This is a genomic window from Cryobacterium sp. TS_SC_7 (assembly GCF_056156285.1).
The window spans coordinates 742,225-769,049 of record NZ_CM149589.1; the positions used below are offsets into that span (position 1 = coordinate 742,225).

The 26,825-nt window shown below is 69.5% G+C and carries 26 protein-coding genes; all 26 read right to left on the bottom strand.

The window, feature by feature from the left end; translation table 11 throughout:
- Nucleotides 1-121: 121 nt before the first annotated feature.
- On the bottom strand, nucleotides 122-1,117 hold the full coding sequence (gene lgt, locus AC0J5J_RS03420) for a prolipoprotein diacylglyceryl transferase (RefSeq protein ID WP_134423555.1): 996 nt from the start codon (nucleotides 1,115-1,117) through the stop codon (nucleotides 122-124).
- Between the two features lie 50 nt (nucleotides 1,118-1,167).
- A complete protein-coding gene (gene trpA, locus AC0J5J_RS03425) occupies nucleotides 1,168-1,983 on the bottom strand; it encodes a tryptophan synthase subunit alpha (RefSeq protein ID WP_474900185.1) in 816 nt (271 codons plus the stop codon).
- A 32-nt stretch (nucleotides 1,984-2,015) separates the two neighbouring features.
- Complete coding sequence (gene trpB, locus AC0J5J_RS03430; protein ID WP_134423557.1) at nucleotides 2,016-3,227, bottom strand: tryptophan synthase subunit beta; 1,212 nt, start codon at nucleotides 3,225-3,227, stop codon at nucleotides 2,016-2,018.
- 6 nt (nucleotides 3,228-3,233) lie between these two features.
- Complete coding sequence (gene trpC, locus AC0J5J_RS03435) at nucleotides 3,234-4,004, bottom strand: indole-3-glycerol phosphate synthase TrpC (protein ID WP_134423559.1); 771 nt, start codon at nucleotides 4,002-4,004, stop codon at nucleotides 3,234-3,236.
- A gap of 4 nt (nucleotides 4,005-4,008) precedes the next feature.
- Nucleotides 4,009-4,233: a DUF6704 family protein gene (locus tag AC0J5J_RS03440; RefSeq protein ID WP_134423561.1), complete on the bottom strand. Its 225-nt coding sequence runs from the start codon at nucleotides 4,231-4,233 to the stop codon at nucleotides 4,009-4,011.
- 99 nt (nucleotides 4,234-4,332) lie between these two features.
- On the bottom strand, nucleotides 4,333-5,016 hold the full coding sequence (locus AC0J5J_RS03445) for a Trp biosynthesis-associated membrane protein (protein WP_474899505.1): 684 nt from the start codon (nucleotides 5,014-5,016) through the stop codon (nucleotides 4,333-4,335).
- Entirely contained in the window at nucleotides 5,017-6,555 is a 1,539-nt protein-coding gene (locus AC0J5J_RS03450; protein WP_474899507.1) for an anthranilate synthase component I, read from the bottom strand.
- Between the two features lie 2 nt (nucleotides 6,556-6,557).
- Nucleotides 6,558-6,989 (bottom strand): phosphoribosyl-AMP cyclohydrolase, encoded by a 432-nt coding sequence (gene hisI / locus AC0J5J_RS03455; RefSeq protein ID WP_134423566.1) that lies wholly within the window; start codon nucleotides 6,987-6,989, stop codon nucleotides 6,558-6,560.
- Nucleotides 6,990-7,022: 33 nt separating this feature from the next.
- On the bottom strand, nucleotides 7,023-7,784 hold the full coding sequence (hisF, locus tag AC0J5J_RS03460; RefSeq protein ID WP_134423567.1) for an imidazole glycerol phosphate synthase subunit HisF: 762 nt from the start codon (nucleotides 7,782-7,784) through the stop codon (nucleotides 7,023-7,025).
- A 30-nt stretch (nucleotides 7,785-7,814) separates the two neighbouring features.
- Entirely contained in the window at nucleotides 7,815-8,654 is an 840-nt protein-coding gene (gene hisG / locus AC0J5J_RS03465) for an ATP phosphoribosyltransferase (RefSeq protein WP_134423568.1), read from the bottom strand.
- 78 nt (nucleotides 8,655-8,732) lie between these two features.
- On the bottom strand, nucleotides 8,733-8,996 hold the full coding sequence (locus AC0J5J_RS03470) for a phosphoribosyl-ATP diphosphatase (RefSeq protein WP_134423569.1): 264 nt from the start codon (nucleotides 8,994-8,996) through the stop codon (nucleotides 8,733-8,735).
- A gap of 12 nt (nucleotides 8,997-9,008) precedes the next feature.
- Nucleotides 9,009-9,677: a ribulose-phosphate 3-epimerase gene (gene rpe, locus AC0J5J_RS03475; RefSeq protein ID WP_474899509.1), complete on the bottom strand. Its 669-nt coding sequence runs from the start codon at nucleotides 9,675-9,677 to the stop codon at nucleotides 9,009-9,011.
- A gap of 31 nt (nucleotides 9,678-9,708) precedes the next feature.
- Nucleotides 9,709-11,163, bottom strand: coding sequence for an RsmB/NOP family class I SAM-dependent RNA methyltransferase (locus AC0J5J_RS03480; protein ID WP_474899510.1), 1,455 nt, complete (start codon nucleotides 11,161-11,163; stop codon nucleotides 9,709-9,711).
- Nucleotides 11,160-12,077 carry a methionyl-tRNA formyltransferase gene (gene fmt / locus AC0J5J_RS03485; protein WP_134423572.1) on the bottom strand — a complete coding sequence of 306 codons (918 nt, stop codon included), beginning with the start codon at nucleotides 12,075-12,077 and terminating at the stop codon, nucleotides 11,160-11,162. Before fmt ends, AC0J5J_RS03480 begins: the two co-directional genes overlap by 4 nt.
- A complete protein-coding gene (locus tag AC0J5J_RS03490; protein WP_134423573.1) occupies nucleotides 12,078-14,165 on the bottom strand; it encodes a primosomal protein N' family DNA-binding protein in 2,088 nt (695 codons plus the stop codon).
- A gap of 53 nt (nucleotides 14,166-14,218) precedes the next feature.
- On the bottom strand, nucleotides 14,219-15,412 hold the full coding sequence (metK, locus tag AC0J5J_RS03495) for a methionine adenosyltransferase (protein ID WP_134423574.1): 1,194 nt from the start codon (nucleotides 15,410-15,412) through the stop codon (nucleotides 14,219-14,221).
- 169 nt (nucleotides 15,413-15,581) lie between these two features.
- Nucleotides 15,582-16,808, bottom strand: a complete 1,227-nt coding sequence (gene coaBC, locus AC0J5J_RS03500; RefSeq protein ID WP_474899512.1) for a bifunctional phosphopantothenoylcysteine decarboxylase/phosphopantothenate--cysteine ligase CoaBC — start codon at nucleotides 16,806-16,808, stop codon at nucleotides 15,582-15,584.
- A gap of 21 nt (nucleotides 16,809-16,829) precedes the next feature.
- On the bottom strand, nucleotides 16,830-17,087 hold the full coding sequence (gene rpoZ / locus AC0J5J_RS03505) for a DNA-directed RNA polymerase subunit omega (RefSeq protein WP_134363655.1): 258 nt from the start codon (nucleotides 17,085-17,087) through the stop codon (nucleotides 16,830-16,832).
- A gap of 61 nt (nucleotides 17,088-17,148) precedes the next feature.
- Nucleotides 17,149-18,069: a guanylate kinase gene (gene gmk / locus AC0J5J_RS03510; protein WP_134423576.1), complete on the bottom strand. Its 921-nt coding sequence runs from the start codon at nucleotides 18,067-18,069 to the stop codon at nucleotides 17,149-17,151.
- Nucleotides 18,062-18,985 (bottom strand): orotidine-5'-phosphate decarboxylase, encoded by a 924-nt coding sequence (pyrF, locus tag AC0J5J_RS03515; RefSeq protein WP_474899514.1) that lies wholly within the window; start codon nucleotides 18,983-18,985, stop codon nucleotides 18,062-18,064. The genes gmk and pyrF overlap by 8 nt, the downstream gene beginning before the upstream one ends.
- On the bottom strand, nucleotides 18,982-22,269 hold the full coding sequence (carB, locus tag AC0J5J_RS03520) for a carbamoyl-phosphate synthase large subunit (protein WP_134423580.1): 3,288 nt from the start codon (nucleotides 22,267-22,269) through the stop codon (nucleotides 18,982-18,984). Before carB ends, pyrF begins: the two co-directional genes overlap by 4 nt.
- Nucleotides 22,269-23,462 carry a glutamine-hydrolyzing carbamoyl-phosphate synthase small subunit gene (gene carA / locus AC0J5J_RS03525; protein WP_474899516.1) on the bottom strand — a complete coding sequence of 398 codons (1,194 nt, stop codon included), beginning with the start codon at nucleotides 23,460-23,462 and terminating at the stop codon, nucleotides 22,269-22,271. Before carA ends, carB begins: the two co-directional genes overlap by 1 nt.
- On the bottom strand, nucleotides 23,446-23,979 hold the full coding sequence (locus AC0J5J_RS03530) for a PH-like domain-containing protein (RefSeq protein ID WP_134423582.1): 534 nt from the start codon (nucleotides 23,977-23,979) through the stop codon (nucleotides 23,446-23,448). Before AC0J5J_RS03530 ends, carA begins: the two co-directional genes overlap by 17 nt.
- On the bottom strand, nucleotides 23,972-25,321 hold the full coding sequence (locus AC0J5J_RS03535; protein WP_474899518.1) for a dihydroorotase: 1,350 nt from the start codon (nucleotides 25,319-25,321) through the stop codon (nucleotides 23,972-23,974). Before AC0J5J_RS03535 ends, AC0J5J_RS03530 begins: the two co-directional genes overlap by 8 nt.
- Entirely contained in the window at nucleotides 25,322-26,272 is a 951-nt protein-coding gene (locus AC0J5J_RS03540; protein WP_134423586.1) for an aspartate carbamoyltransferase catalytic subunit, read from the bottom strand.
- The gene (gene pyrR, locus AC0J5J_RS03545) at nucleotides 26,269-26,823 is read right to left on the bottom strand and encodes a bifunctional pyr operon transcriptional regulator/uracil phosphoribosyltransferase PyrR (RefSeq protein WP_474899520.1); all 555 of its coding nucleotides are present in this window, start codon (nucleotides 26,821-26,823) and stop codon (nucleotides 26,269-26,271) included. Before pyrR ends, AC0J5J_RS03540 begins: the two co-directional genes overlap by 4 nt.
- Nucleotides 26,824-26,825 lie beyond the last annotated feature (2 nt).

Genomic DNA, 26,825 nt, shown 5'->3' on the forward strand with positions numbered 1-26,825 from the left:
GACCGTCCTCACGAAAGTAACTGGCAAGTGGGGACAACGCTGGCCCGCTCAGGTAGACATTTGCGCGGCGGCCCGTCATACCGGGTCACAAGCCGTGGAACAGGTTGAAGGTTACCTGAGCCTAGAGGCGCGAGTTGCTGGTGCTTGTGGCTGCAACGTTGTTCTCATCGGCGGGTGGCACGGCGTCATCACCGTGATTCGCCGGGTCCGAATCAAACTCTTCAGATTCTACCTCAGGGTCGAGGCCCTTCCACTCGCGGCCCGGTACGTACACGCTCACCGGGAGGCCGGTGTGGCGACGACTCTGCACCACGATGAGGATGATCCCGATCAGGATTGCCGCATAGGCAGCCCACACGTTGGTGCGGATGCCGAAGAACATCTCGCTCGGGTCGACCCGGATCGACTCGAAGAAGCTGCGGCCGAGGCCGTACCAGATCAGGTACACGCCGAAGGCCTTGCCCCAGTGCAACGCAACCTTGCGTTCGATCGCGAGGATCAGGACCACGCCGACCACGTTCCAGATCATCTCGTACAGGAAGGTGGGGTGGAACAGTGTCTCCGGGGGCAGGCCGATCGGGAAAGCGGGGTTGGCGGCCGAGATCTCCAGGCCCCAGGGCAGGTCGGTGGGAAGACCGAAAAGCTCCTCGTTGAACCAGTTGCCAAGTCGTCCCATGGCCTGCGCCACGAGCATTCCAGGCGCAAGGGCGTCGGCGAAGGCCCAGAAACGGATGCCGGACATCCGGCAGCCGATGTACGCGCCGACGGCACCGCCCAGAAGAGCACCGAAGATGGCGTTGCCGCCCTCCCAGATCGCGAAGACGTCCCACAGGTTGGCACCGTCGTAGAAGTAGTCCCCAGGGTGGGTGAGCACATGGTAGATGCGGGCGCCGACGATCCCGAGCGGAACGGCCCAGAGGATGATGTCGAGCACCACGCCCGGCTCGCCGCCCTGCTTCGTCAGCCGGCGGGAGGTCATGACGGTGGCGGCGATGATCCCGGCCAGGATGCAGAGGGCATAGGCGTGGATGGTGAACGGGCCGAGGGTGAAGGAGCTCCATTCGGGGCTCGGGCTCGGGAGGCTCAGAAGAACAGACACCTGGGGACTACCTTTCATCGTGACGCCGGACACTCTGCAGTGGCCGAGACCGCCTCGGTCAACTTACCTTAGCTGTGCGGGACTGCGCTGGCTGGCCGGATATCCCGGGCGCCGGCGGCCAGGTCTCGGGCGAGCGCGGCGACGGCCGGGACTCCCCCGTCGGACAGAGCCTTGACGAGTGCGGAACCGACGATGGCGCCGTCGGCGTAGGCCAGGATCTCGCGGACCTGCTCGGGGGTGGAGATGCCGAGGCCCACACAGGCGCTGGTGGACCCGGCTCCCCGGAGACGATCGACGAGCACGCGGGCGGCGGAGTCGACGTCGCCACGGGCACCCGTGATCCCCATGGTGGAGACCGCGTACACGAAGCCGCGGCTCGCAGCCACTGCCTGCCGCAGTCGCTCGTCGGAGGAGGAGGGTGCAGCGAGGAAGACCCGGTCCAGGCCGGTGCGCGTGCTCGCGGCCACCCAGGCGGCCGAGTCGTCGGGGATCAGGTCGGGCGTGATCAGTCCGGCGCCGCCGGCGGCGAGCAGGTCGTCTGCGAACCGGTCGACGCCGTACTGCAGGATGGGGTTCCAGTAGGTCATCACCAGAACGGGAACGTCAACCTGGGCGGTGATCGCCGCAACGGCCTCGATCCCGTGCCGGAGGCGGAACCCGTTGGCGAGGGCCTGCTGGGTCGCTGCCTGGATCACCGGGCCGTCCATCACGGGGTCGGTGTAGGGCAGCCCGAGTTCGAGGATGTCGACGCCGCTGTTCGCGATGGCGACTGCAGCGTCGATGCTCTCACTGAGGGTCGGGAAACCCACCGGCAGGTAGCCGATCAGGGCACCGCCACCCTCGGTGCGACGGCGCGCGATGGTCGCCTCGACCGTGCTCGACATTCCGGTGGCCGGGTCGTGACCTGTGTCGGTGCTCATGACTGTTCCGCGCCTTTGTCGAGCAGGTCGAAGTACCGACCCGCGGTTTCCATGTCCTTGTCGCCGCGACCGCTGAGGTTCACCAGGATGGTGGCGTCCGGGCCGAGCTGCTTGCCCAGTTCGAGCGTGCCGGCGAGGGCGTGCGCGGACTCGATGGCGGGGATGATGCCCTCGGTGCGGCTGAGCAGCCGCAGGGCGCTCATCGCCTCGTCGTCGGTGACCGGCAGGTACGTGACCCGTCCGATGCTGGCGAGCCAGGCGTGCTCGGGCCCGACCCCCGGGTAGTCGAGGCCCGCGGAGATCGAGTGCGACTCCACGGTCTGCCCGTCCTCGTCCTGGAGCAGGAGGCTGCGGGCGCCGTGCAGGACGCCGGGGCGCCCCTTGGTGATCGTCGCCGCGTGACGGAGGGTCTCCGCTCCGTCTCCGCCGGCCTCATAGCCGAACAGGGCCACCTCCGGGTCGTCGAGGAAGGCGTGGAAGATGCCCATGGCGTTCGACCCGCCGCCGACGCAGGCGGTGACCGCGTCGGGGAGGCGCCCGGTGAGGTCGAGGACCTGCTGGCGGGCTTCTTCGCCGATGATCTTCTGGAAGTCGCGAACCATGGCGGGGAACGGGTGCGGGCCCGCGACCGTTCCGAAGATGTAGTTGGTGGTCTCGACGTTGGTGACCCAGTCGCGCATGGCGTCGTTGATCGCGTCTTTGAGGGTTCGCGACCCGGTCTTGACCGCGACGACCTCGGCGCCGAGGAGGCGCATCCGGGCCACGTTCAGGGCCTGTCGCTCGGTGTCGACCTCGCCCATGTAGACCACGCAGTCGAGCCCGAACAGGGCGGCGGCCGTCGCGGCGGCCACTCCGTGCTGGCCGGCTCCGGTCTCGGCGATCACGCGGGACTTGCCGATGCGCTTGGTGAGCAGCGCCTGGCCGAGCACGTTGTTGATCTTGTGGGATCCGGTGTGGTTGAGGTCTTCCCGCTTCAGGATGATGCGGGCGCCTCCGGCGTGCGCGGCGAACCGGGGCACCTCGGTGATCAGCGACGGCCGACCGGTGTAGGTGCGGTGCAGTTCCATCAGTTCGGCTGCGAAGGCCGGGTCCTGCCGAGCCAGTGTGTACTCGTTGGTGAGCTCGTCGAGGGCCGCGACGAGGGACTCCGGCACGAACCTGCCGCCGAAGTCGCCGAAGTACGGGCCTGCTTCTGTTCTGAGGGACATTGACATTTATACCGCCAGGAATTCGGAGAGCGTGCGGATGGGATCGTTCGTGACGAGGGCCTCGCCGACCAGCACGATGTCGGCGCCGGCGGCACGGTAGTGCGCCACGTCAGACGCGGTCTTCACGGCGGACTCGGCAACGCGAACCACGCCGGACGGAATCTGGTCGGCGAGTCGACCGAACAGGTCCTGGTCGAGCTGGAACGTGGAGAGGTCGCGGGCATTGACCCCGACGAGGCTCGCGCCGATGGAGACGGCACGGTCGACCTCCTCAGCACTGTGCGTCTCGACCAGTGCTGTCATGCCGAGCTGACGGATGAGATCGTGCAGGGACACCAGGGTGGCCTGGTCGAGAGCCGCGACAATGAGCAGCACCATGTCGGCGCCGGCCGCCCTGGCCTCGAAGACCTGGTATGGCAGTCCGATGAAGTCCTTACGCAGGACCGGGATTCGCACGGCCGAGCGCACCTGCTCCAGGTCGGACAGCGACCCCAGGAACTTGCGGCCCTCGGTGAGCACGCTGATCGCGCTCGCACCGCCGAATTCGTAGGACACGGCGAGGGCGGCAGGGTCGGAGATCTCGGCCAGGGTGCCACGCGACGGGCTGGCTCGCTTGACCTCCGCGATGATCTTGACCCGGTCGGCGGGAGCGAGCACCGAGAGGGCGTCGATCGCGGGCGGGCGGGCGAGGGCTGCAGCCTCGACGACGGAGAACGGGCGGGCGGCCCGGCGCTGGTCAGCGTCGGCGACGGCCCCGGCTAGAAGGTCAGACAGCACTCGACTAGTGGCCCTGGTGCGAAGAGTCGGCTACGCCGTAGCCGACTTTGGACAGAATCCAGCCGACCAGCAGTCCGACCACGAGCAGACCGGCAGAGGCCCAGACGAGCCACGGAATCACCAGGAAGAAGGCGACGGTGCCGATGGTGATGGCCAGAAGCATGATGGTGACGGCGGTCCAGGCCGCGATCGAATGGCCTTCGCCTGGATCTACCGATTCGAAGCTCATGGTTCTCCTTTTATGCGTTGACGGGCAGAACAAGTCTAGCGGCCTCGCGCTTCACCGGCCTGCCCGGGAAGCCGGTGAAACCGGGAATACGGTCCGGGTTCAGCGCGGCGCGGTGGGGTCTTCGCCGCGGCTCAGGCCGTCCCAGTCGTCGACGGCGTCCCGTTCCGGCCCGGTTCCGCTTCCGGTTCCGGTTCCGGTTCCGGCTCCGGCTCCGGCTCCGGCTCCGGCTCCGGCTCCGACGCCCGGATCGCCTGCGTCGACGGGTTCGAAGCGCACGGCCTGATAACGGGACGTCGGCCCGGGCCAGCGGCGGGCGGTGACCAACACCGAGACTCCCGCCCCGGCCATGACCACGCCGGCGAGGAGAGCCACGAACGGCCACGGCGTCACCGAGGCCGAGACGACGGCGTCGACGACCGACTCGGTGCCGGAGATCCCGGTGGCATCGGTGACCGCGCCGGCGCTGGCCGTGGCCGGGTCGGTGATCGCCAGGAAGGCGGACAACGAAACGGAGAAGCCGAGCAGCACCTCGAGCACGCCGAGGACCAGGCGGATGACGGGACCGGCGATGCTCAGGGCTCCGGCCAGGGCCATGCCGGCCAGCGCCAGAGCGGTGACGCCGGGCGCGGCGGTGGCGCCCGCGACCTCGAGGGTCTGCCGGGCCGCCCCTGATTGCGCCACGTCGGCGTTCACCCACGGCTGCGTCCAAGCCAGCAGGGCGAGCCCGCTGGCAGCGAGGACCACAAGGATGTGCGTGAGCTTGACGCGCCGTGCCGATGCCACCTAACGCACCCGCTTCATGGCGTTCGCGACCGCGACCGCGCGGAGGGGCGCCGCCGCTTTGTTCTGCGACTCCTGATATTCGGAGACCGGGTCGGAGTCGGCGACGAGCCCACCGCCGGCCTGAACTCGGGCCACGCCGCCCATGATGGTGGCGGTGCGGATGGCGATGGCCAGGTCGGCGTCACCGGCGAACCCGAAGTAGCCGACCACTCCCCCGTAGACGCCGCGCTGGGTGGGCTCGAGGGCGTCGATGATCTCCAGCGCGCGGGGTTTCGGCGCTCCGGAGAGGGTCCCGGCCGGGAAGGTGGCGCGGAAGACGTCGATGGCGGACCGGCCCGGCAACAGGTTGCCCTCCACCGAGGAGACCAGATGCATGATGTGGCTGAACCGTTCGATCCGCATGAACTCGGTCACCTCCACCGACCCGGCGGCGCACACCTTGAGCAGGTCGTTGCGGGCCAGGTCGACGAGCATCAGATGCTCGGCGCGTTCCTTGGCGTCGCCCGCGAGCTCAGCTTCGAAGTCGGCGTCGGCTTCCGGGGTCGCGCCGCGTGGCTTCGACCCGGCGATCGGATGCGTGAACACCCGGTCGTTCTGCACCTTGACCAGGGCCTCGGGCGAGGAGCCCACGACCCAGTAGGTTTCCCCGTCCGTGGATTCCAGGCTCAGCAGATACATGTACGGCGAGGGATTGAGGCTGCGCAGCACCCGGTAGACGTCGATCGGGTCGGCCGTGCAGTCCTGGTCGAACCGCTGCGAGATGACCACCTGGAACACGTCGCCGTCAACGATGTGCTCCTTGGCGACGTCGACCGCGGCGAGGAAATCCTCGCGGCGGGTGCGGTGGGTCGGAGACGCGGGCGTGGACAGGTCGACTTCGGCGAGCCAGGCCTCCGAGGGTTCGGCCAGGCGGGCCTGCAGGGCGTCCAGGCGGGCCTGCGCGGCCGCCCAGAGGGCATCCGTCTCGTCGTGGCCGTCATTGAGCACGTTGGCGATGAGCTGCACCGTGCCGTACTTGTGGTCGATCACGACGAGGTCGGCGACGAAGCTGAAGGCCTGACCGGGCACGTCATAGTCGGCCGTCGGTCGATTGGGCAGCCGTTCGATCTGGCGGATGGCCTCCCAGCCGATGAAGCCGACGAGGCCGCCGGTCAGGGGTGGCTGGCCGGGCATTCGCGGGGTTTCCCAGCGCTCGTAGAGGGCCGCGAGGGCTGCCAGCGGGCCGAGGCCGACTGCGGCGCCGAGGGCCCGTTCGGCCGAGAGGCCGTAGTCGAGCCAGCGGGTCTCGTCGCCCTGCTGGGTGAGCACACCGAACGAGGACACCCCGACGAAGGAGAACCGGGACCAGATTCCGCCCTGCTCGGCGGATTCGAGCAGGAAGCTGCCGGGCTGGCCCGCCGCGAGCTTGCGGTAGATGCCCACCGGGGTCTCACCGTCTGCGAAGAGTTCACGCACCACCGGGATCACCCGGTGGCCGGAGCTCAGGTTCGCGAACTGCTCGGCGGTCGTCGACGCGGTGTTGGAGCTGTTCGGTGCCATGGTCAGTCCTTCGGCTCGTCGGCGGAGGCCGGATCGGTGGATGTCGGGTCAGCTGCCGCCTCGGCCTCGGGGCGCGTGCCGGTGACGACGTCGATGCCGCGCCCGTCGAAGCAGGTGCGGGCACCCGTGTGGCAGGCGGCCCCGACCTGGTCGGCCTGCACGAGGAGGGTGTCGGCGTCGCAGTCGAGGGCGGCAGACTTCACGTACTGGGCGTGGCCGGAGGTGTCGCCCTTGCGCCAGAATTCCTGGCGGCTGCGGGACCAGAACGTCACGCGCCCCTCGCTGAGGGTGCGGCGCAGCGCTTCCCGGTTCATCCATCCGAGCATGAGAACCTCACCGGTGTCCCACTGCTGGATCACAGCCGGCAGCAGGCCGTCGGAGTTGAACACGGCCCGGGCCAGGGCGTCGTCGGAGGCGGAGAGCAGGTCGGTCATCGGGGAGCCGTTTCAGTTGTGAGGGAACGCAAATCAGCGCACGGGCATTCCGGCGTTTCGCAACTCCGCCTTGACGTCGCCGACGGTGAGCTGACCGCTGTGGAAAACGGATGCCGCGAGCACGGCGTCCGCTCCGGCCGCGATCGCCGGGGGGAAGTCTTCGACGCGGCCGGCGCCGCCGGATGCGATCACCGGAACACTGCTCAGGGCGCGCATCAGCGTGATCAGTTCGAGGTCGAAGCCGGCCTTCGTGCCGTCGGCGTCGATGGAGTTGACGAGCAGCTCGCCGACCCCGAGTTCGATGGCGGTGCGCGCCCAGGCGAGGGCGTCCAGGTCGGTTTCGGTGCGGCCGCCGTGGGTGGTGACGACGAAACCGGACTCGGTGCGCCCGCTGCGCTTGACGTCGAGTGAGAGCACCAGCACCTGAGAGCCGAACCGGTCGGCGATCTCGCCGATCAGGGCCGGCCGCCGGATGGCGGCGCTGTTCACACCCACCTTGTCGGCACCGCTGGCCTGCAGCCGCGACACGTCCTCGACGGTGCGGATGCCGCCGCCCACCGTGAGCGGGATGAACACCTGCTCGGCGGTGGCGCGCACGACGTCGTAGGTGGTGGCGCGGTTGTCGACCGTGGCGGTCACGTCGAGGAAGGTGAGCTCATCGGCGCCCTGCTCGTAGTAGCGGCGGGCGAGTTCGACCGGGTCGCCCGCGTCGCGCAGGTTCTGGAAGTTCACGCCCTTCACCACGCGGCCGTCGGCCACGTCGAGGCAGGGGATCACCCGCACCGAAAGACTCACGATCGTGCCTCCATTGTGTGTCGTCGCCCGTTACAGCCGGGCGTTGTGGATGGAGCTGATCAGGATGGCGCGCGCTCCGAGTTCGTAGAGGGCGTCCATGACGTGGTTGGTGTTCAGGCGCGGGATCATGACCCGCACGGCGACCCACTCCGGGTCGTGCAGGGACGACACGGTGGGCGACTCGATACCGGGAGCCAGGAGGCAGGCATCGTCGAGGAGGACCTGCGGGATGTCGTAATCCATCAGCACGTACTGGCGGGCCACGAGCACGCCCTGCAGCCGACGCAGGAGCGTCGCGATGCCGGGTTTGTCGTTCTCGGAGCTGATCAGCACCGCGGTGGACTGCAGGATGACCGGGCCGAAGATCTCGAGGCCGGCCTTGCGCAGGGTGGACCCGGTGGACACGACGTCGGCGACGGCATCCGCCACGCCCAGCTGCACGGCGGATTCGACCGCGCCGTCGAGGGTGACCAGGGTGACGCTGACGTTGTGCTCGGCGAGGAAGGCCTCGACGAGTCCGGGGTAGCTGGTGGCGACGCGGAGGCCGGACAGGTCGGCCAGGGCGGTGAAACGACCGGCGGGGCCGGCGAACCGGAAGGTGGAGTCGCCGAAGTCGAGGCTGGCGATCTCCTGCGCGGTGGAGCCCGAGTCGAGCAGCAGGTCGCGACCGGTGATACCGACGTCGAGGGCGCCGGAGCCGACGTAGGTGGCGATGTCACGGGGTCGCAGGTAGAAGAATTCCACGTCATTGTGCGGGTCGGAGACGACGAGGTCGCGGGGGTCGCGGCGGCCGGTATAGCCTGCCTCGAACAGCATCTGCGCGGCGGTTTCGGACAACGAGCCCTTGTTGGGCACGGCAATTCTCAGCATTTCAGTACTCTCTGCGTCTTCAGGCTCTGGCAAATCAAGTCTCACGGGCGTGACCGGGGCGATGCGCTCTCGGATGCGTCACAGATGCCGGTACAGGTCGGCAGGGCTCAGGCCCTTCGCCAGCATCATCACCTGCACGTGGTAGAGCAGCTGGCTCATCTCGGCGGCGGTTTCGTCGTCGCTCTGGAATTCGGCGGCCATCCACACCTCGGCTGCCTCCTCGACGATCTTCTTGCCGATGGCATGCACGCCGGCGTCGAGTTCGCGAACGGTCCCCGAGCCGTCGGGGCGGGTACGTGCTTTGTCGCTCAGTTCAGCGAACAGTTCGTCGAAAGTCTTCACCTGTCTAGGGTACTAGTGCGAGTGCTGGTGTTCGGTCGCGGCGGCGCGCAGCCGGGCGATCTGCTTCGCGGGGTCCGCGGCGTTGAACACGCTGGACCCGGCCACGAACGTGTTGGCACCGGCCTCGGCGGCGATCACGATGGTGTCCTCGGTGATGCCGCCGTCGACCTGCAGCCACACGTCCAGTCCGGTCTTCTTCACCGCCTCCGACAGGGTGCGGAGCTTGCGCATGGTGGACGGCATGAAGCTCTGCCCGCCGAAACCGGGTTCGACGGTCATCACGAGCACCTGGTCGAATTCGGGCAGCAGCTCCAGGTAAGGTTCGACGGCCGTGCCGGGCTTGAGCGCGATGCCGGCCCGGGCTCCGATGGACCGCAGTTTGCGGGCCAGCCCGACCGGATTGGTCGTGGCCTCCGCGTGGAAGGTGACCGAGAACGCGCCTGCCTCCGCGTAGCCGGGCGCCCAGCGTTCGGGGTTCTCGATCATCAGATGCAGGTCGAACGGCAACGGGGAAATCTGGGCGAGGCGGTCGACGACGGGGGGCCCGAACGTCAGGTTGGGCACGAAATGGTTGTCCATGATGTCGACGTGCACCAGGTCCGCGGTGCGGATGCGCCCCAGGTCCCGTTCGAGATTCGCGAAGTCGGCGGCGAGGATGCTGGGGTTTATCCGGGTGACCATGCTTTCACCCTACTGCGGGCAGGCCCGGCGGCTACTCCGTGCGCTCGAGCAGGGTGATGAACATGGCGTCGGTGCCGTGCCGGTGCGGCCACAGCTGCACACTGCCGACGGCGTCGGCCAGATCGAGCGGCGAGCTGCTCAGGCTCTGCAGAACGGATGCCGTGTCGAGGGTCTGCACGCGCCCCGCCCATTTCTTCAGAGCGGACGCGACGATCCCCCGGGTCTCCGCCACGTGCGGCGAGCAGGTGACGTAGGCAAGCACGCCGCCCGGTTTGAGCGCGCCGAGGGCGGCGTCGATCAGGCCGGACTGGAGGTCCGACAGCTCGGCGACGTCCCGGGGCTGCTTGCGCCATCGGGCCTCCGGGCGCCGCCGCAGCGCGCCGAGCCCGGTGCAGGGGGCATCGAGCAGGATCCGGTCGAATTGCTCCGAGTGCTCGGCACCGAACCGGGTGCCGTCCTCCTCCCAGACAGGCACCGCGGCCGGTACCGCGGCCAGGGCCTTCCGCACGAGGGCGGCCCGGGCCGGGACGATTTCGTTGGCGACGAGGCTGGCCCCGCCGGCCAGCGCCTCGGAGGCGAGCAGGGCTGCCTTGCCGCCGGGGCCGGCGCAGAGGTCGAGCCAGCGCTCCCCCGGCGTCACCGGGCGCGCCCGGCTGAGCGCGAGGGCCGCCAGCTGGGAGCCCTCGTCCTGCACCCGCAGCCGGCCGCCGCTGTCCTGCATCAGGTGCACGGGGTCCCCGCCGGCCAGCACGAAGCCGGTGGGTGAGAAGTCGTTGGCGACACCGAGCCCGTCAGTGTCTTCCGTGTTGCTCAGTCCGGGCAGGATCACCATGTTCACCTTGGGGGCGGCGTTGTCGGCAGCCAGCAGATCATCGAGCTCGGCCTCACGGCCTTCGAGCCGCAGCGATTGCCGGAACGCCCGCACCACCCACACCGGATGCGAGTGCTCGGCGGCGAGGCGGTCGTCGTCGTTCACCGCCTCGCTGAGCACGCGGTCGCGCCACTCGTCGGCGCTGGAACGGGAAATGGTGCGCAGCACCCCGTTGGTGAAGCCGGTGGCGGCGCGGGAGCCCACCTGGCGGGCCAGTTCGACGGACTCGTTCACGGCCGCGTGGGTGGCGACCCGGGTGGCGAGCAGCTGGTGCGCGCCGAGCCGCAGCACGTCCAGGATGGCCGGGTCGATGGCGGTGACCGGCCGGCCGGCCGCGTCGGCGATCACCCGGTCGTAGAAGCCCTGCATGCGCAGGGTGCCGTAGGTCAGCTCGGTGGCCAGCGCGGCATCCGCGGTACTGAGCGCCGCCCGCTTGATCCGGGTGGGCAGCAGCAGGTTCGCATAGGCGTCGGATTCCCGCACTGCTGCGATGACCTCGTAGGCCACCCGCCGGGCCGGCTGCACGACATCAGCCTGAGGGCGCGCACGCTCCGAGGTGCGGCCGCTCTCGGAGCGAGCGCCGTTCTTCCGGCCCTGTACGCGGTCGTCGCTCATGAGGCGACCACCTCCGCCGCCGCTACTCCGCGCCACCAGTCGATTGCCGTCATCTGTGTCTTTCCGGCCGGTTGCACGGTGACGAGCTCGAGCGGCTCGGTCCCCGTTCCAACCAGCACTTTCTTGTCGATTTCGCGGATCAGGCCGGCCGGCTGGGCCTCGAAACCCTGGGTCAGGGCAACGGCCTGGAGCTTGAGGCGGGCGTCGCCGATCACCGTGAACGCACCGGGTTCGGGGGTGACCCCGCGCACCCGGTTGCGCACCACCCCGGCCGGTTCGGTCCAGTCGATGCGGGCATCCGCCAGGGTCAGCTTGGGGGCCAGAGTGATCGGGCCGGACTGCGGGACAGCCGACAGACCGCCCGCCTCGAGGGCGTCGATCACCTGCAGCAGCAGGCGCGCGCCGCTGCCGCTGAGGTCCTGGAGAAGGCTGCCGGCCGTGTCGTCGGAGTCGATGGTCTGCGCGGACTGGGCGAACACCGCACCGGCGTCGAGTTCCGGCACCAGCTGGAACACGGCGGCCCCGGTCTGCAGGTCGCCGGCGATCAGCGCATGCTGCACGGGGGCGGCGCCGCGCCAGCGCGGCAGCAGGGAGAAGTGCAGGTTGATCCAGCCGAGCCGGGGCACCGAGAGGAGCGGCTCGCGCACGAGCCCGCCGTAGGCGACGATGACGCCGAGGTCGGGCTGCAGCGCGGCGATCTGGGCTGTCACATCCGCGTCGAGACGGTTGGTCTTGATCAGAGGCAGCCCGCGGTCCGCGGCCGCGCGGGCGAGCGGCGACGGGGTCAGCAGTCGTTTGCGGCCCAGCGGGGCATCCGCCCGGCTGATCACGGCCGCGAGGTCGTGGTGGGACTGGGCCAGGGCGACCAGGCTGGGCACGGCCGCCTGGGGCGTGCCGGCGAAGACGAGTTTCATTTAGAGCAGCTCCGGGTCGTCGAATCGTACTTTGAGTGTAGGCGCGGGGCGGAAGGACGCCCCCTTCGGGCGTCGGCGGCGGGCGGCGTTCCGCACGATCGCGGCCTTGAGCGCGCGGGCGACCTCGTCGCCGCTGGCATAGGGCAACCGCACGATCGCGCGCACGAGGGGATCCTCCGTGCCGACCGGACCGAGCACGTCGACACCGTCCATCCCGGCGAGGTCCGCCAGGGCGGCCGCGACATCGGCGTCGGTTCCGGTGACGGATGCCGCCCGCACCGCAGGGGGGAACTTGAGCTGGCGGCGATCGGCCAGCTCGGCTGCGGCGAGCATTTCGGGTTGCCACGAGTTGAGCGCGCGGGCGACGAGCCCGCCCACACCGACCAGCACCACGGCGGCGCCCGGCGCAGCGAGGGCAGCCGCGTTGCACCACCAGCGCAGGCAGTCCTCCCCCACCCGGAGGGACTCCCGGGCGAGCATCCGTTCGCCGTCGAGCAGCAGGATGGCCCGGTACCCGCCCGTGGGAATGGGCTCGGCCCCCCGGGTGGCGATCACCAGGGCCGGAGCGTCGCCCAGGTGCTGCAGCGGGTGGTCGCCGTCGGCGATGATGATGCGCGCGCCGGGGAATGCCCGGCCGAGTTCTTCGGCGGTGCGCCCGGTGCCGAGGGTGACCACCCGGAGGGCGCGCCCCTCGCAGTGCGTGCAACTCCAGTTCGCGGCCAGGGCCCCGCACCAGCGGCACGACGGGGTCGAGTTCTTGGACGCCAGGGCGAGCGGACCCTGGCAGGTGGTGCAGCGGGCTGCCTTCTTGCAGCTCTGGCAGGCGAGCATCGGCGCGTATCCCGGGCTGGCGACCTGCACCAGGACCGGGCCGTGGCCGAGCGCCTCCTTGGCGGCCCGCCACGCGGCCGTCGGGATGCGCGCGGCGCGGGCCTGCTGGTCGGGCTCGGACTGGAAATCGGTGGGGATCACCCGCGGATGCCGGCTCTTCGCGGGATGCACCGCCGTGAGCCAACCCAGTTCGACCAGCCGCTGAACCTCGACCGTGCGCGAGTGGCCGAGGAAGACCAGGGCACAGCCCGATTGGCCCTGGCGCACCAGCGCCGCGTCCCGGGAGTGCACGTAGGGGCTGAGCGGTTCACCCTGCAGCGGGTCGCCGTCGTCGAAGAGCGCGATCAGACCCAGGTTCGCCGCCGGCGCGTACACGGCCGAACGGTTGCCGAGAATGATCCGCGGCTCGGGGCCGAGCGCCGCCAGGAAGGCCCGGTAGCGGTCCGGGTTCGGCTGGCGCGCATCGACGCGGCTGACCGAGCCGGCCGGGGCGAGCAGGTCGAGGGCGGCCTGCAGCTGGTCCTGGTCGCGGTAGTCGGGCACGACCAGGATGGCGCTCTGCCCGGCGGCCAGGCCGGCCACCGCGAGTTCGGCCAGGGTCAGCGCCCAGTGCCCGATCGTCTGCCCGTCGGGCAGCAGCTGCAGTGCGGGCACCGCTGCGACGCAGAGCCGAGCGTGAGTCTCGACGGCCGTGTCCAGGGTGCCGGCCGGGTAGTCGGCCAGGGCCCGCGCCGCCCGCGCCCCCGGCGTCGCCGGGTCGGCAGGGCCGGTGGGTGCCAGGGATGCCACGGCTGACCCGGCCGGCGTCCCGTCGGCCGGCCCGTCGGCATCCGTGGCCCGCGCCGCCAGCCAGGCCTTCTCCACCCGCACCTGGCGTGGGGGCACGGCGAGACGGATGACGTCGCTCGCGTTCCCGGAGGCCCGGTCGGCCACCCGGCGGGCAAGCTCCCAGACCTCGGGCGTGAGCACCTGGGCGGCGGAGACCACACTCTCGATCGGGCTGAGCGCGCCTCGGAAGTCGCTGCCCGCGTCGAGGCCGGGCAGCGCCTCCGGGTCTGCGGCCGGTGCGGACGGCTCAAGGACCTCGATCAGGTACCCGTCGGCCACCCGGCCGGCCGAGCGCAGCGGAACCCGCACCCGCACTCCGGGCAGGGCGATGGCGGAGAGCTCGGCGGGGATGCTGTAATCGAACAGGTGGTCCAGCTGCGGCAGCGGCGAGTCGATCAGCACCCGGGCCACGGGGCCTGGGCGGGTCATCGACGGCGCGCCTGCCGGGTCACAGCGGGTGCCGGGTCACAGCGTGTGCCGGTTCATAGTCCGGCAGCGCTTCTCAACTCGTCGACGCGATCGAGGCGTTCCCAGGTGAAGTCGGGGAGCTCGCGGCCGAAGTGGCCGTAGGCGGCGGTCTGGGCGTAGATCGGGCGCAGGAGGTCGAGCGAGTGGATGATGGCGGCCGGGCGCAGGTCGAAGACCTCTCGGATCGCCGCGGTGATGTCCCGGTCGGCCATCACCCCGGTGCCGAAGGTCTCCACGTACAACCCGACCGGCGACGCCTTGCCGATCGCGTAGGCAACCTGGATCTCGAGGCGCTCGGCGAGTCCGGCGGCCACGGCGTTCTTGGCCACCCAGCGCATGGCGTACGCGGCCGAGCGGTCGACTTTGGACGGGTCCTTACCGCTGAATGCGCCGCCGCCGTGGCGGCTGGACCCGCCGTAGGTGTCGATGATGATCTTGCGCCCGGTGAGGCCGGCGTCGCCCTGGGGCCCGCCGATCTCGAACCGCCCGGTGGGGTTGATCAGCATGTTCAGCCCCGACGCGTCCAGGTCGATGCGGTCGAGCACCGGGCGGATGACGAGCTCTTCGACCTCCGCACGCAGCTGCTCGTTGGACACCTTCGGCGAATGCTGGGTGGACAGCACGACGGTCTCCACCGTGCGCGGCGTGATGCCGTCGTAGCCGATGGTGACCTGGGTCTTGCCGTCGGGCCGGAGGTAGTCGAGCTCGCCGGACTTGCGCACCTCGGCGAGGCGTTCGGCGAGGCGGTGAGCGATCCAGATCGGGATCGGCATGAGCTCGGGGGTCTCCCGGGTGGCATAGCCGAACATGATGCCCTGGTCGCCGGCACCCTGGCGGTCGAAGTCCTCGACGCTGGACTCCTCGCGGCGCTCGAAGGCGTTGTCGACGCCCTGCGCGATGTCGGGCGACTGGCCGCCGATGGAGATCTCCACGCCGCAGGACCGCCCGTCGAACCAGACGTCGGAGGAGTCGTAGCCGATGTCCGTGATGCACTTGCGCACGATCGACGGGATCTCCACGTAGGCCTCGGTGGTGACCTCGCCCGCGACGTGCACGAGGCCGGTCGTGACGAGGGTCTCGACGGCGACCCGGCTGTGCGGGTCTTCCGTCAGGAGGGCGTCGAGGATGCTGTCGGAGATCTGGTCGCAGATCTTGTCGGGGTGACCCTCGGTTACCGATTCCGAAGTGAAGAGGCGAAGATCGCGCATCTGGCCCGTCTCTGTTGGTGAACAACGTGTTGAAGAAATGAACGTGCAAAAGAATGGGACCGGCCTCAGAACGCAACCGGACGGCCGCGTGACCTCGACGGTCCAGGGCGTAAGCGCAGAGAACCGGACACCGGTGATCGGCAAACCGGCACCGGATGTCCGGGGCGGCTCAGACGATCAGGTCAAGGATGCGCTCCGCCACCGACAATTTGCTCCCGGAGGCCTCACACACTATATCTCCGCGGCGATCCAGCACCGTGATCTCGTTACGGTCCGAGGCAAACCCCTCGGTCCAGCCCACCCGGTTGAGCACCAGGAAGTCGCAGCCCTTGCGGGCCATTTTTGTGCGTCCGAGCGCAAGCAGCCGGTCCGCATCCGGTTCCGTCTCTGCGGCGAAGCCGATCAGCAGCCGGCCCGGCCGCCCTGCTGCGGCGAGCCCGGCGAGGATATCGGGGTTGCGGGTCAGCTCAAGCAGGAGGGAGTCTCCGGTGTCGTCCTTTTTGATCTTGTCGGCGCGCACCGCTGCCGGCCGGTAGTCCGCGACCGCTGCCGCCATGATCACGACGTCAGCGTGCGCGGCGGCATCCGTGACCGCCGCGTCGAGTTCCAGCGCGGTGCCCACAGGCCGCACGTCGGCCGACGCGGGAGCGGGAACCTCCAGGTTCGCGGCGATCAGGGTCACCCGGGCCCCCCGGGCCAGCGCGGCCTGGGCCAGGGCCACACCCTGCTTTCCACTGGACCGGTTGCCGAGAAAGCGCACGGGGTCGAGGGGTTCACGGGTGCCGCCCGCCGTGATCACGACGTGCTTGCCGGCCAGATCCCGGCGCGGATCGCCACGGCGCCCCGCCGTTCGATCAGCCGCGTCGAGGGCGGCGAGAGCGGCGACGACGATGCTGTCGGGCTCTTCCATCCGGCCTGCCCCGGTGTCGGAGCCGGTCAGCTGGCCGACGCCCGGACCCACGACGATGACGCCGCGGGAGCGCAGGGTGGCCACATTGGCCACCGTGGCCGCGTTGTTCCACATCTCCGTGTGCATGGCCGGAGCGATCACGAGCGGGGCGGTGCTGGCCAGGATGGTGTTGCCGAGCAGGTCGTCGGCAAGGCCGGCCGCAAGCTTCGCGATGGTGTTCGCCGTGGCCGGGGCCACCACGATGAGGTCGGCGGATTGGCCGATGGCCACGTGCCGCACCTCGGCGACGCCCTCGTAGAGGTCCGTGTGCACGGGGTTGCGGGAGATGGCCTCCAGGGTGGGCTTGCCCACGAAGCGCAGGGCGGCGGCCGTGGCCACGACGTGCACGGTGTCGCCGCGCAGCACGAAAGCGCGCACGACGTTGACGGCCTTATAGGCGGCGATGCCGCCGGTTATCCCGACGACGATCGTACGACCTGACGACATCCTGCGCGCTTGGTGGGAGCGTTACTCGACGATGGGGCGGGAAACGAGCTTGTCCTCGTTGATCTCGCGCAGCGCGACGGACAGCGGCTTGTCGTCGACGGTCGAGTCGACGAGCGGGCCGACGTTGTCGAACAGGCTGCCCTCGTGGAGGTCGGCGTAGTAGTCGTTGATCTGACGGGCGCGCTTGGAGGCGAAGACCACGAGGGCGTACTTGGAGTCGACCTTGGTCAGCAGGTCGTCGATGGGCGGGTCGATGATGCCAGTGAGCTTGGTAGCCATTGGTGTCACTCCTTCAGAGCGGTTTGTGCTGCGGAACGCGCAGAATCACGGAAAACGGGCGCTACGGCAGCAACGGCGCCGTACGCAGATTCATCAAGTCTACGACCTCGCGCGCGGCTTCGCCCACGTCGTGGTTCACGACCCGGTGATCGAACTCCCCCTGAGCCGCCAATTCGAGTTTGGCGGTCTCGAGTCGCCGGGCCTGTTCGGCGGGTGTCTCGGTGCCCCGGCCGATCAGGCGGCGCACCAGTTCGTCCCAGCTCGGCGGGAGCAGGAAGACCAGTCTCGCCTCCGGCATGGCCCGGCGCACGGCCCGGGCACCCTGGATGTCGATCTCGAGAAGCACACTGTGGCCCTGGGCCAGCGCCTCCGCGACCGGACCCCGCGGCGTGCCGTAGCGGGAGGCGTTGTGCACGGTCGCCCATTCGAGCAGTTCTTCGGTCTCGACCATCCGGTCGAACTCGGCGTCGTCGACGAAGAAGTAGCTCACGCCTTCGGTCTCCCCCGGGCGAGGCGCACGCGTCGTGGCCGACACGGACAGGTGCACGTCGGGGTAATGCTGACGGATGTACGCGGCGACGGTCCCCTTGCCGACCGCGGTCGGCCCGGCGAGCACGACGAGCTTCGCGGAGGAATCCCTGCGCCGGGACATGGTGCGCTCGGTGAGAAAATCTCGCAGCCGATCGCGCTGGTGCTTGCCCAGACCCCCCAGACGCTTCGAGGGCGAAATCTCGAGCTTGTCCATGATGCGGTGCATCTTGGTGACGCCGATCGCCGGAATGCTGATCAGGAACTCGGTCACGCGCAGGCGCCCTTCGACACCTTCCGGACTCTCGGTCGCCGCGGAAAGCACCTCGAGTGCCGTGCGTTTTCCATGGGCGATCTGGCCTTTGACAGCGGCGCGGGCGCGGCGGGCCGCCACGGCGGCGCGCGAGGCGGCAACCCGATCGACGTCGGGCGGGGTAGGGCGATTCTCAGCCACGGGCAGCTCCTGCTTCAACTACTCGGCGCGCAATCGCCTGTCTGATTCGGTCGGGGCCGGCCGATAAAACGCTGCGCGATTCACTCACGATAACGCCTTGAGCGTACCCCCCGTACAAGTTCCTCAGATCGGAGACCTGCGCGCCCTGGTGGCCGAAGCCGGGGGCGAGTATGGGGGTGAGCCCCCGGGCGGGCGCCTCGGCGAGGTCGATGCCGAACGTGGCCAGGTCGAGCGTGGCGCCGAGGACGACACCGAACGAGCCGATCGAGCCGATCGAGCCGACTCCGTTCCGTGCATTCCGTGCGCTGACGGCGTCGAAGACCGCCCCGGCGACGGTGTGACCGGCCTGGGCGCCCTCGGCGACTACGGCGCGCTGGAACGCCGCCGCTTCGGGGTTGGACGTGGCGGCCAACAGGAAGAGACCCTTCCCGGTCTGACCGGCCAGGGCGAACACCGGTTCGAGCGATCCGACGCCCATGTAGGCGTTCACGGTCATGGCGTCGACCTCGAGGGCCGAACCCGGACTCAGCCAGGCCTGCCCGTAGGCCTCCGCGCTGGTGCCGAGGTCGCCGCGCTTGACGTCGGCGATCGAAAGCAGTCCGGCCGCACGCGCATCCGTGAGCACCCGTTCGAGGGCCACGTACCCCGCGGACCCGAAACGCTCGTAGAAGGCCACCTGGGGCTTCACCAGGCCGACCTGACCGGCGGCCGCGGCCACAACCTGACGCCCGAAGGATTCGGCGCCCGCGGCGGTGTCGGGCAGACCCCAGTCGCGAAGGAGCCAGGCGTGCGGGTCGATGCCCACGCATACCGGCCCCCGCAGGTCGAAGGCACGGCTGAGCCGGTCGCCGAAGGACGGTGTTTCGAGCGGGTCGACCGGACTGGTCGACCCGCTCGGTTCGGGTGCGTGGGTCACAGCGCCGCGGTGCGGGTGAGCGCGTATTCCTGCAGCGATGTCACCTCGAAGCCGCCACGGATGGCGTCGATCGAAGCCACCGCGGCGCTCAGTTCGGCAATGGTCGTGAACAGCGGGAGGTCAGCGGCCACCGCGGCCGCGCGAATCTCATAGCCGTCGGCCCGGGCGGTGCGCCCGCCCGGCGTGTTGATCACGATCTGCACCTCTTCGCGGCGGATCAGCTCGACGATCGAGACGTCGGCCTCGTCGGCCTTCTCACTGAACTTGGTCACAATGCCGGCGCGGATGCCGTTCCGCTGCAACACCTCGGCGGTCCCCTCCGTGGCGGTGATCGTGTAGCCCAGCTGCTGGAGTCGCAGCATCGGCAGGATGATCGCGCGCTTGTCCCGGTCCGAGACGGACACGAAGACGGTGCCGGTGAGCGGGATTCCGCCGTAGGCGGCGAGCTGGCTCTTGGCGAAGGCACGGGGGAAGTCACGGTCGATGCCCATGACCTCGCCCGTCGAGCGCATCTCCGGGCCGAGCACGGAATCCACGACGAGGCCCTCAGGTGTCCGGAACCGGTTGAACGGCAGTACGGCTTCCTTCACGGCGACCGGGGCGTCCATCGGCACCCGCGAGCCGTCGATCAGGGGCAGCTTGCCCTCGGCCTTGAGCTCGGCGATGGTCTTGCCGACCATGATCAGCGCGGCGGCCTTGGCCAGGGTGATGCCGAGCGCCTTGGCCACGAACGGCACCGTGCGCGAGGCGCGCGGGTTCGCTTCGAGCACGTAGAGCACGCCCGCGCCGATGGCGAACTGCACGTTGAGCAGTCCACGCACACCGATGCCGCGGGCGATGCCGAGCGTCGCCTCCCGGACCCGGTCGATCTCCGCACGGCCGAGAGTCACCGGCGGCAGCGTGCAACTCGAGTCGCCGGAGTGGATCCCGGCTTCCTCGATGTGCTCCATCACGCCGCCGATGTAGAGCTCGGTGCCGTCGAAGATGGCATCCACGTCGATCTCGATGGCGTCGTCGAGGAACCGGTCCACCAGCAGCGGATGCGACGGGCCGATGATGCCCTGCCCGGCCATCCGGGTGAAGTAGTCGGCCAGCGACGCGGAGTCGTAGACGATCTCCATGCCGCGGCCGCCGAGTACGTAGCTCGGGCGTACGAGCACGGGGTAGCCGATCTCCTCGGCCACCACGACGGCACCGGCGTAGTCGGTGGCGACGCCGTTGCGGGGTGCGAGCAGGCCCGCCTGGTCGAGAATGCCGGAGAACAGCCCGCGCTCCTCCGCCAGGTCGATGGCCGTCGGGCTGGTCCCCAGGATCGGGATCCCCTCGGCCTCGAGGCCCTTGGCGAGACCCAGCGCGGTCTGGCCGCCGAGCTGCACGACCACGCCGACGAGCTCGCCGCTCTGGCTCTCGGCGTGGATCACCTCGAGCACGTCCTCGAGGGTGAGCGGCTCGAAGTAGAGCCGGTCGGAGGTGTCGTAGTCGGTCGAGACCGTCTCCGGGTTGCAGTTGATCATGATGGTCTCGTAGCCGGCCTCGGAGAGGGCGAACGAGGCGTGCACGCAGGAGTAGTCGAACTCGACGCCCTGGCCGATCCGGTTGGGGCCGGAGCCGAGGATGACGACCTTCTTGCGGTCGCTGGCCACGACCTCGGTCTCCTGGTCGTAGCTGGAGTAGTGGTACGGGGTGAGCGCGGGGAACTCCCCCGCGCACGTGTCGACGGTCTTGAAGACCGGGCGCACGCCGAGGATGTGGCGCACCTTGCGCACATCCGCTTCGCCGAAGCCGCGCAGCTCGCCGATCTGGGCGTCGGAGAAGCCGTGATCCTTGGCGGTGCGGAGGATGTCGGTGTCGAGACGCTCGGCGGCAGCGATTTCAACGGCGATCTCGTTGATCAGGACAATCTGGTCGATGAACCACGGGTCGATCTTGGTGGCTTCGAAGACCTGCTCGATCGAAGCGCCCTTGCGGAGTGCCTGCTGCACCGTGACGATGCGGCCGTCGGTGGGGATCTCGGCGACCGTGAGCAGTTCCTCGACGGACCGGGCTTCGGCACCCCAGTGGAAGGACGATCCGCGCTTCTCAAGCGAGCGGAGCGCCTTCTGCAGCGCGGAGGCGTAGCTGCGGCCGATGGCCATCGCCTCGCCCACGGACTTCATGGTGGTGGTCAGGCGCTGGTCGGCGGCGGGGAACTTCTCGAACGCGAACCGGGGAACCTTGACCACGACGTAGTCGAGGGTGGGCTCGAAGCTGGCCGGGGTGACACCGGTGATGTCGTTCGGGATCTCGTCGAGCCGATAGCCGAGCGCGAGCTTCGCGGCGATCTTGGCGATCGGGAAGCCGGTCGCCTTGCTCGCGAGGGCGGAGGAGCGGGAGACGCGCGGGTTCATCTCGATCACGATGATGCGGCCGTCGGCCGGGTTGATCGCGAACTGGATGTTGCAGCCGCCGGTGTCCACGCCGACGGCGCGGATGATGTCGATGCTGATGTCGCGCAGCTTCTGGTACTCGCGGTCGGTCAGGGTCAGCGCCGGGGCGACCGTGATCGAGTCCCCGGTGTGAACGCCGACCGGGTCGACGTTCTCGATGGAGCAGACGACGACCGTGTTGTCGGCCGTGTCGCGCATCATCTCGAGCTCGTACTCCTTCCAGCCGAGGATGGATTCCTCGAGCAGGACCTCGCTGGTGGGGCTCTGGTGCAGCCCGTCGCCGACGATGCGGCGGAGTTCCGCCTCGGTGTAGGCGAAGCCGGAGCCGAGGCCGCCCATGGTGAAGGAGGGGCGGACCACGAGCGGGTAGCCGAGGTCGCCTGCGAAGCCGACTGCCTCCTCGACCGTGCGGGCGATGAAGGACCGGGCGACGCCGGCGCCCGCATCGAGCACCAGCTGCTTGAAGATCTGGCGGTCCTCGCCCTTCTGGATGGCGTCGAAGGAGGCGCCGATGAGTTCGACGTCGTACTTGACCAGGATTCCGCGCTCGTGCAGCGCGATGGCCGCGTTCAGCGCGGTCTGGCCGCCGAGGGTCGGCAGGATCGCGTCGGGGCGTTCCTTCTTGATGATCGTCTCGAGGATTTCCGGGGTGATCGGCTCGATGTACGTCGCATCGGCGAAGTCGGGGTCGGTCATGATCGTGGCCGGGTTGGAGTTGACCAGGATGACCCGCACGCCCTCGGCCCGCAGCACACGGCAGGCCTGGGTGCCGGAATAGTCGAACTCGCAGGCCTGGCCGATCACGATCGGACCCGATCCGATGACGAGAACGCTGTTGATGTCGTCGCGCTTGGGCATTACTTGGCGTCTCCTGCTCCGGTGGCCGCATTGTGCGCGACCACCACGTCCCTGAACCGATCGAAAAGATACTCGGCGTCGTGCGGGCCGGCCGCCGACTCCGGGTGGTACTGCACCGAGAAGGCGGGCCTGTCGAGGCAGCGGATGCCCTCGACCACCTGGTCGTTGAGGCTGTAGTGGCTCACCTCCACCCGGCCGAAGCCGGTGCGGGACTCATGCACGCCTTCGATGGGCATATCCACGGCGAAGCCGTGGTTCTGCGAGGTGATCTCCACCTTGCCGGTGGTCTTGTCGAGTACGGGCTGGTTGATGCCCCGGTGTCCGAACGGCAACTTGTAGGTGCGGAAACCGAGAGCCCGTCCGAGCAGCTGGTTGCCGAAGCAGATGCCGAAGTAGGGCACTCCCGCCCGCAGAACCTCCTGCAGCAGCGCCACGTGAGCGTCGGAGGCGGCAGGATCGCCGGGACCGTTCGAGAAGAACAGGGCCGAGGGGTTCAGCGAGAGCACGTGCTCGGCCGTCACCGACTGCGGCAGCACCAGCACCTCGAAACCGCGTGCGGCGAGGTGATTCAGGGTGGAGGTCTTGACGCCCAGGTCGAGCACCGCGACGGAACCGATCCGCTCACCCTGCGCGGGCACCGAGAAGGGTTCGACCGTGGACACCTCGTCGGAGAGGTTGCGGCCGCGCATGGCGGCGCCGGAACGCACCAGTTCGAGCTGCTCGCCGTCGGAGAGGGCGAACCGGTCGCCGGAGAAGATGCCGCTCTTCATGGCGCCGGCCGAGCGGATGTGCCGGGTGATCGCACGCGTGTCGATCCCGCTGATCCCGACGATCCCCCCGGATTCGAGGTCAGCGTCGAGGCTGCGGGTGGAGCGGAAGTTGGAGGCGATCCGGGCGGGCTCCCGCACCACGAAGCCGGACACCCAGATCCGCCGGGATTCCATGTCCTCGTCGTTGGCGCCCGTGTTGCCGATGTGCGGCGCTGTCATCAGAACGATCTGACCGGCGTAGGACGGGTCGGTGAGGGTCTCCTGGTAGCCGGTCATGCCGGTGGCGAAGACGATCTCGCCGAGGGTCTGTCCCCGGCTGCCGTAGGCACGGCCTTCGTAGCGGCGGCCGTCTTCCAGCACGAGCACGGCAGGTGTGGGTCGGTCGGGGGTCGTTGCGTCGCTCACGCTACGCCTCGCTTTCATCGGGCGCGGCCGGGCGCAGGGCGTCGGCCGCAATGGTTCGGATGGCGTCGTTCACGCTGACGCGGTCGGATGGGTCGAGAATGCGGAAGTAGCTGTCGACGATCTGGCCGTCGGTGCCGGGCAGTCGCCAGCCGAGCAGGAGCAGGCCGTCGGTCTCGACGACGCGGTCGATCGCGACCGTGGCGTCTTCCAGCACGGCGATGGCCGAGGCGGGGATGAACACCGCCTCCTCGCCGGCCAGGGCGAGGATGACACCGGCGTCGGTCACGGTCAGGCGGGCCCGGGCCCGGAAGCCCAGACCGGGGATGTTCAGACGTTCGAGCGGCCGGGCGCGCAGGGTCGTGGCGACGTAGAGCACCGCGGCGGAGGCCAGCTCCACTGCGGCGTCGAACGGCAGCGGGTAGCCGGCCGGCAGGCCGGCATCCCGGCGGCTGCGACGCCGCCAGCTGCGCAGCATGAGTCCGAGCAGGCCGAGCAGCACGGCGACGGTGATGACGGTGGCAAGGGTCCTAGCCATGGGTGCGCACCCCCTGGGCGGCGATCTCGGCGGCAGGGCGCAGCGCACCGTCGAGCACGGTGGCGTAGCCGCGGTGGAAGGTGGCCTGCACGCGCCCGGGCAGGGTCATCTCCAGGTACGGGGAGTTGGCGCTCTTGCCGGCCAGGCTGCCGCGCCCGAAGACCCGGCTGGCAGCCGGGTCGTACAGTGTGAGCTCGGCCGGCCCGCCGACGAGCAGACCCTGCCCCTGGCCGGCCAGCCGGCCGATCCGGGCGGGCGTGCTGGAAAGGACCCGGGCGATGTCGTTCCAGTCGAGCAGGCCGGTGTCGATGACTGAGGCGTGCACCACGGAGAGGGCCGACTCGAGGCCGACCATGCCGTTCGCCGCGGCGTCCCACTCGCAGTCCTTCGCCTCGATCGGATGCGGGGCATGATCGGTGGCCACGATGTCGATGGTGCCGTCGGCGAGGCCGGCGCGCAGGGCTTCGACGTCTTCCCGGCGGCGCAGCGGTGGGTTGACCTTGAACCGGGCGTCGTACCCGACGACGAGGTCCTCGGTCAGCATCAGGTGGTGCGGGGTGGCCTCCGCCGTCACCTGGATGCCGCGGGCCTTGGCCCAGCGGATGACGTCGACCGAGCCGGCCGTGGACACGTGGCACACGTGCAGGCGCGATCCGACATGCTCGGCGAGCAGCACGTCACGGGCGATGATCGATTCCTCGGCGACCGCGGGCCAGCCGACCATCCCAAGTTCGCTGGAGAGGGCGCCCTCGTTCATCTGCGCCTTCTCGGTCAGCCGCGGTTCCTGGGAGTGCTGGGCGACGACGCCGTCGAACGCCTTGACGTACTCGAGGGCCCGGCGCATCAGCAGCGGGTCGGAGACGCAGAAGCCGTCGTCGGAGAAGACCCGCACCCGGGCGCGGCTCGTGGCCATGGCGCCCAGTTCGGCCAGGCGCTCCCCCGCGAGTCCGACGGTGACGGCTCCGATCGGCTGCACGGTGACGTACCCGGCCTGCTCGCCGAGCGCCAGAACCTGGTCGACGACGCCGGCGGTGTCCTGCACGGGCGAGGTGTTGGCCATTGCGAACACGCTGGTGAAGCCGCCCACGGCCGCCGCCTGACTGCCGGACAGGATGGTCTCGCTCTGTTCCCCGCCCGGCTCGCGCAGGTGCGTGTGCAGGTCGACCAGGCCGGGCAGCACGATCAAGCCGGCCGCGTCGACCACACTCGCACCGGCGCGGGAGAGCCCGGAGCCGATCTCGGCGATGCGGCCGTCGGCGAGGACGAGGTCGGTGCGGGTACCGTCCGGGAGCGTCGCGCCCCGGATCAGGTACGGCGTGCTGGCAGCGTTGTCGCTGGACATCTATGAATCCTCCCGATCGCCGGACAGCAGCAGGTACAGTGCCGCCATCCGCACTGAAACTCCGTTTGCGACCTGTTCGCGCACGGTTGAGCCGGCCGAGTCGGCCGCCGCTGAAGATATTTCCAGGCCGCGATTCATGGGGCCGGGGTGCATCACAATGGTAGTCGGGGCCAAACGGCCGAAGCGCTCATCGTCCAGTCCCCAGCGGCGCGAGTACTCGCGGCTGTTGGGGAAGAACGCGGCGTTCATGCGTTCCTGCTGGATGCGCAGCATCATCACCACGTCCGGCCCGGCGTCGATGGCGGCGTCCAGGTCGAACCCGGCCTCGGCCGGCCAGCCGCTCATGTCCATGGGCAGCAGGGTCGGCGGCGCGATGAACGTCACGTGCGCGCCGAGCGTGGTGAGCAGCCACAGGTTCGAACGGGCCACGCGCGAGTGCAGCACGTCGCCGACGATGGTAACCGTGACCCCGTCCAGGCCCTTGCCGCGCGCCGCGCCCCGGTGCAACCGGCGACGGATGGTGAACGCGTCCAGCAGCGCCTGGGTCGGATGTTCGTGGGTGCCGTCGCCCGCGTTGATGATGCCTGCGTCGATCCAGCCGCTCTCGGCCAGCACGTGCGGCGCGCCGGAGGCCGGGTGCCGGATGACGACACCGTCCGCGCCCATCGCGGCGAGGGTCTGGGCGGTGTCTTTGAGGCTTTCGCCCTTCGACACGCTCGAGCCTTTGGCGCTGAAGTTGATCACGTCCGCGCTGAGCCTCTTGGCGGCGGCCTCGAAGGAGATCCGGGTGCGGGTGGAGTCCTCGAAGAAGAGGTTGACCACGGTCTTGCCGCGCAGGGTGGGCAGCTTCTTCACCTCACGGTTCGCCACATCCGCCATGTCCTCGGCGATGTCGAGCAGCAGGATCGCTTCGTCCCGGCTCATACCCTTGGTGGAGAGGAGGTGCCTCATGACGCTTCCTCCGCTGCCCCGCCGTCGATACTGACGAATTCGTCCCCGTCGACCTCCAGCAGGTGCACGTTGATGCGTTCCTCGGTCGAGCTCGGCAGGTTCTTGCCCACGAAATCGGCCCGGATCGGCAGTTCGCGGTGGCCGCGGTCCACGAGCACGGCCAGTCGCACGATCGTGGGGCGCCCGTGGTCGCCGAGGGCGTCGAGGGCGGAACGGATGGTGCGACCCGAGTAGAGCACGTCGTCGACGAGCACGACCGTGACGCCGTCGATGCTGCCGGGCACCTGCGTGCGCGTCGGCGTGCGGGTGCGCGTCTGGCCGAGGTCATCGCGGTACATCGTGACGTCGAGTGAGCCCACCCGCACATCCGTCGCGGTGGGCTCGATCCGCGCGATGGTCTCGGCGATGCGCCGTGCCAGAACGACGCCGCGGGTGGGGATGCCCAGGATCACGAGGTTCTCAGCACCTCGGTTGGACTCCAGGATCTCGTGGGAGATCCGAGTCAATGCCCGAGTGATATCAGCCTGGTTCAACACGATTCGTGCCATCAACC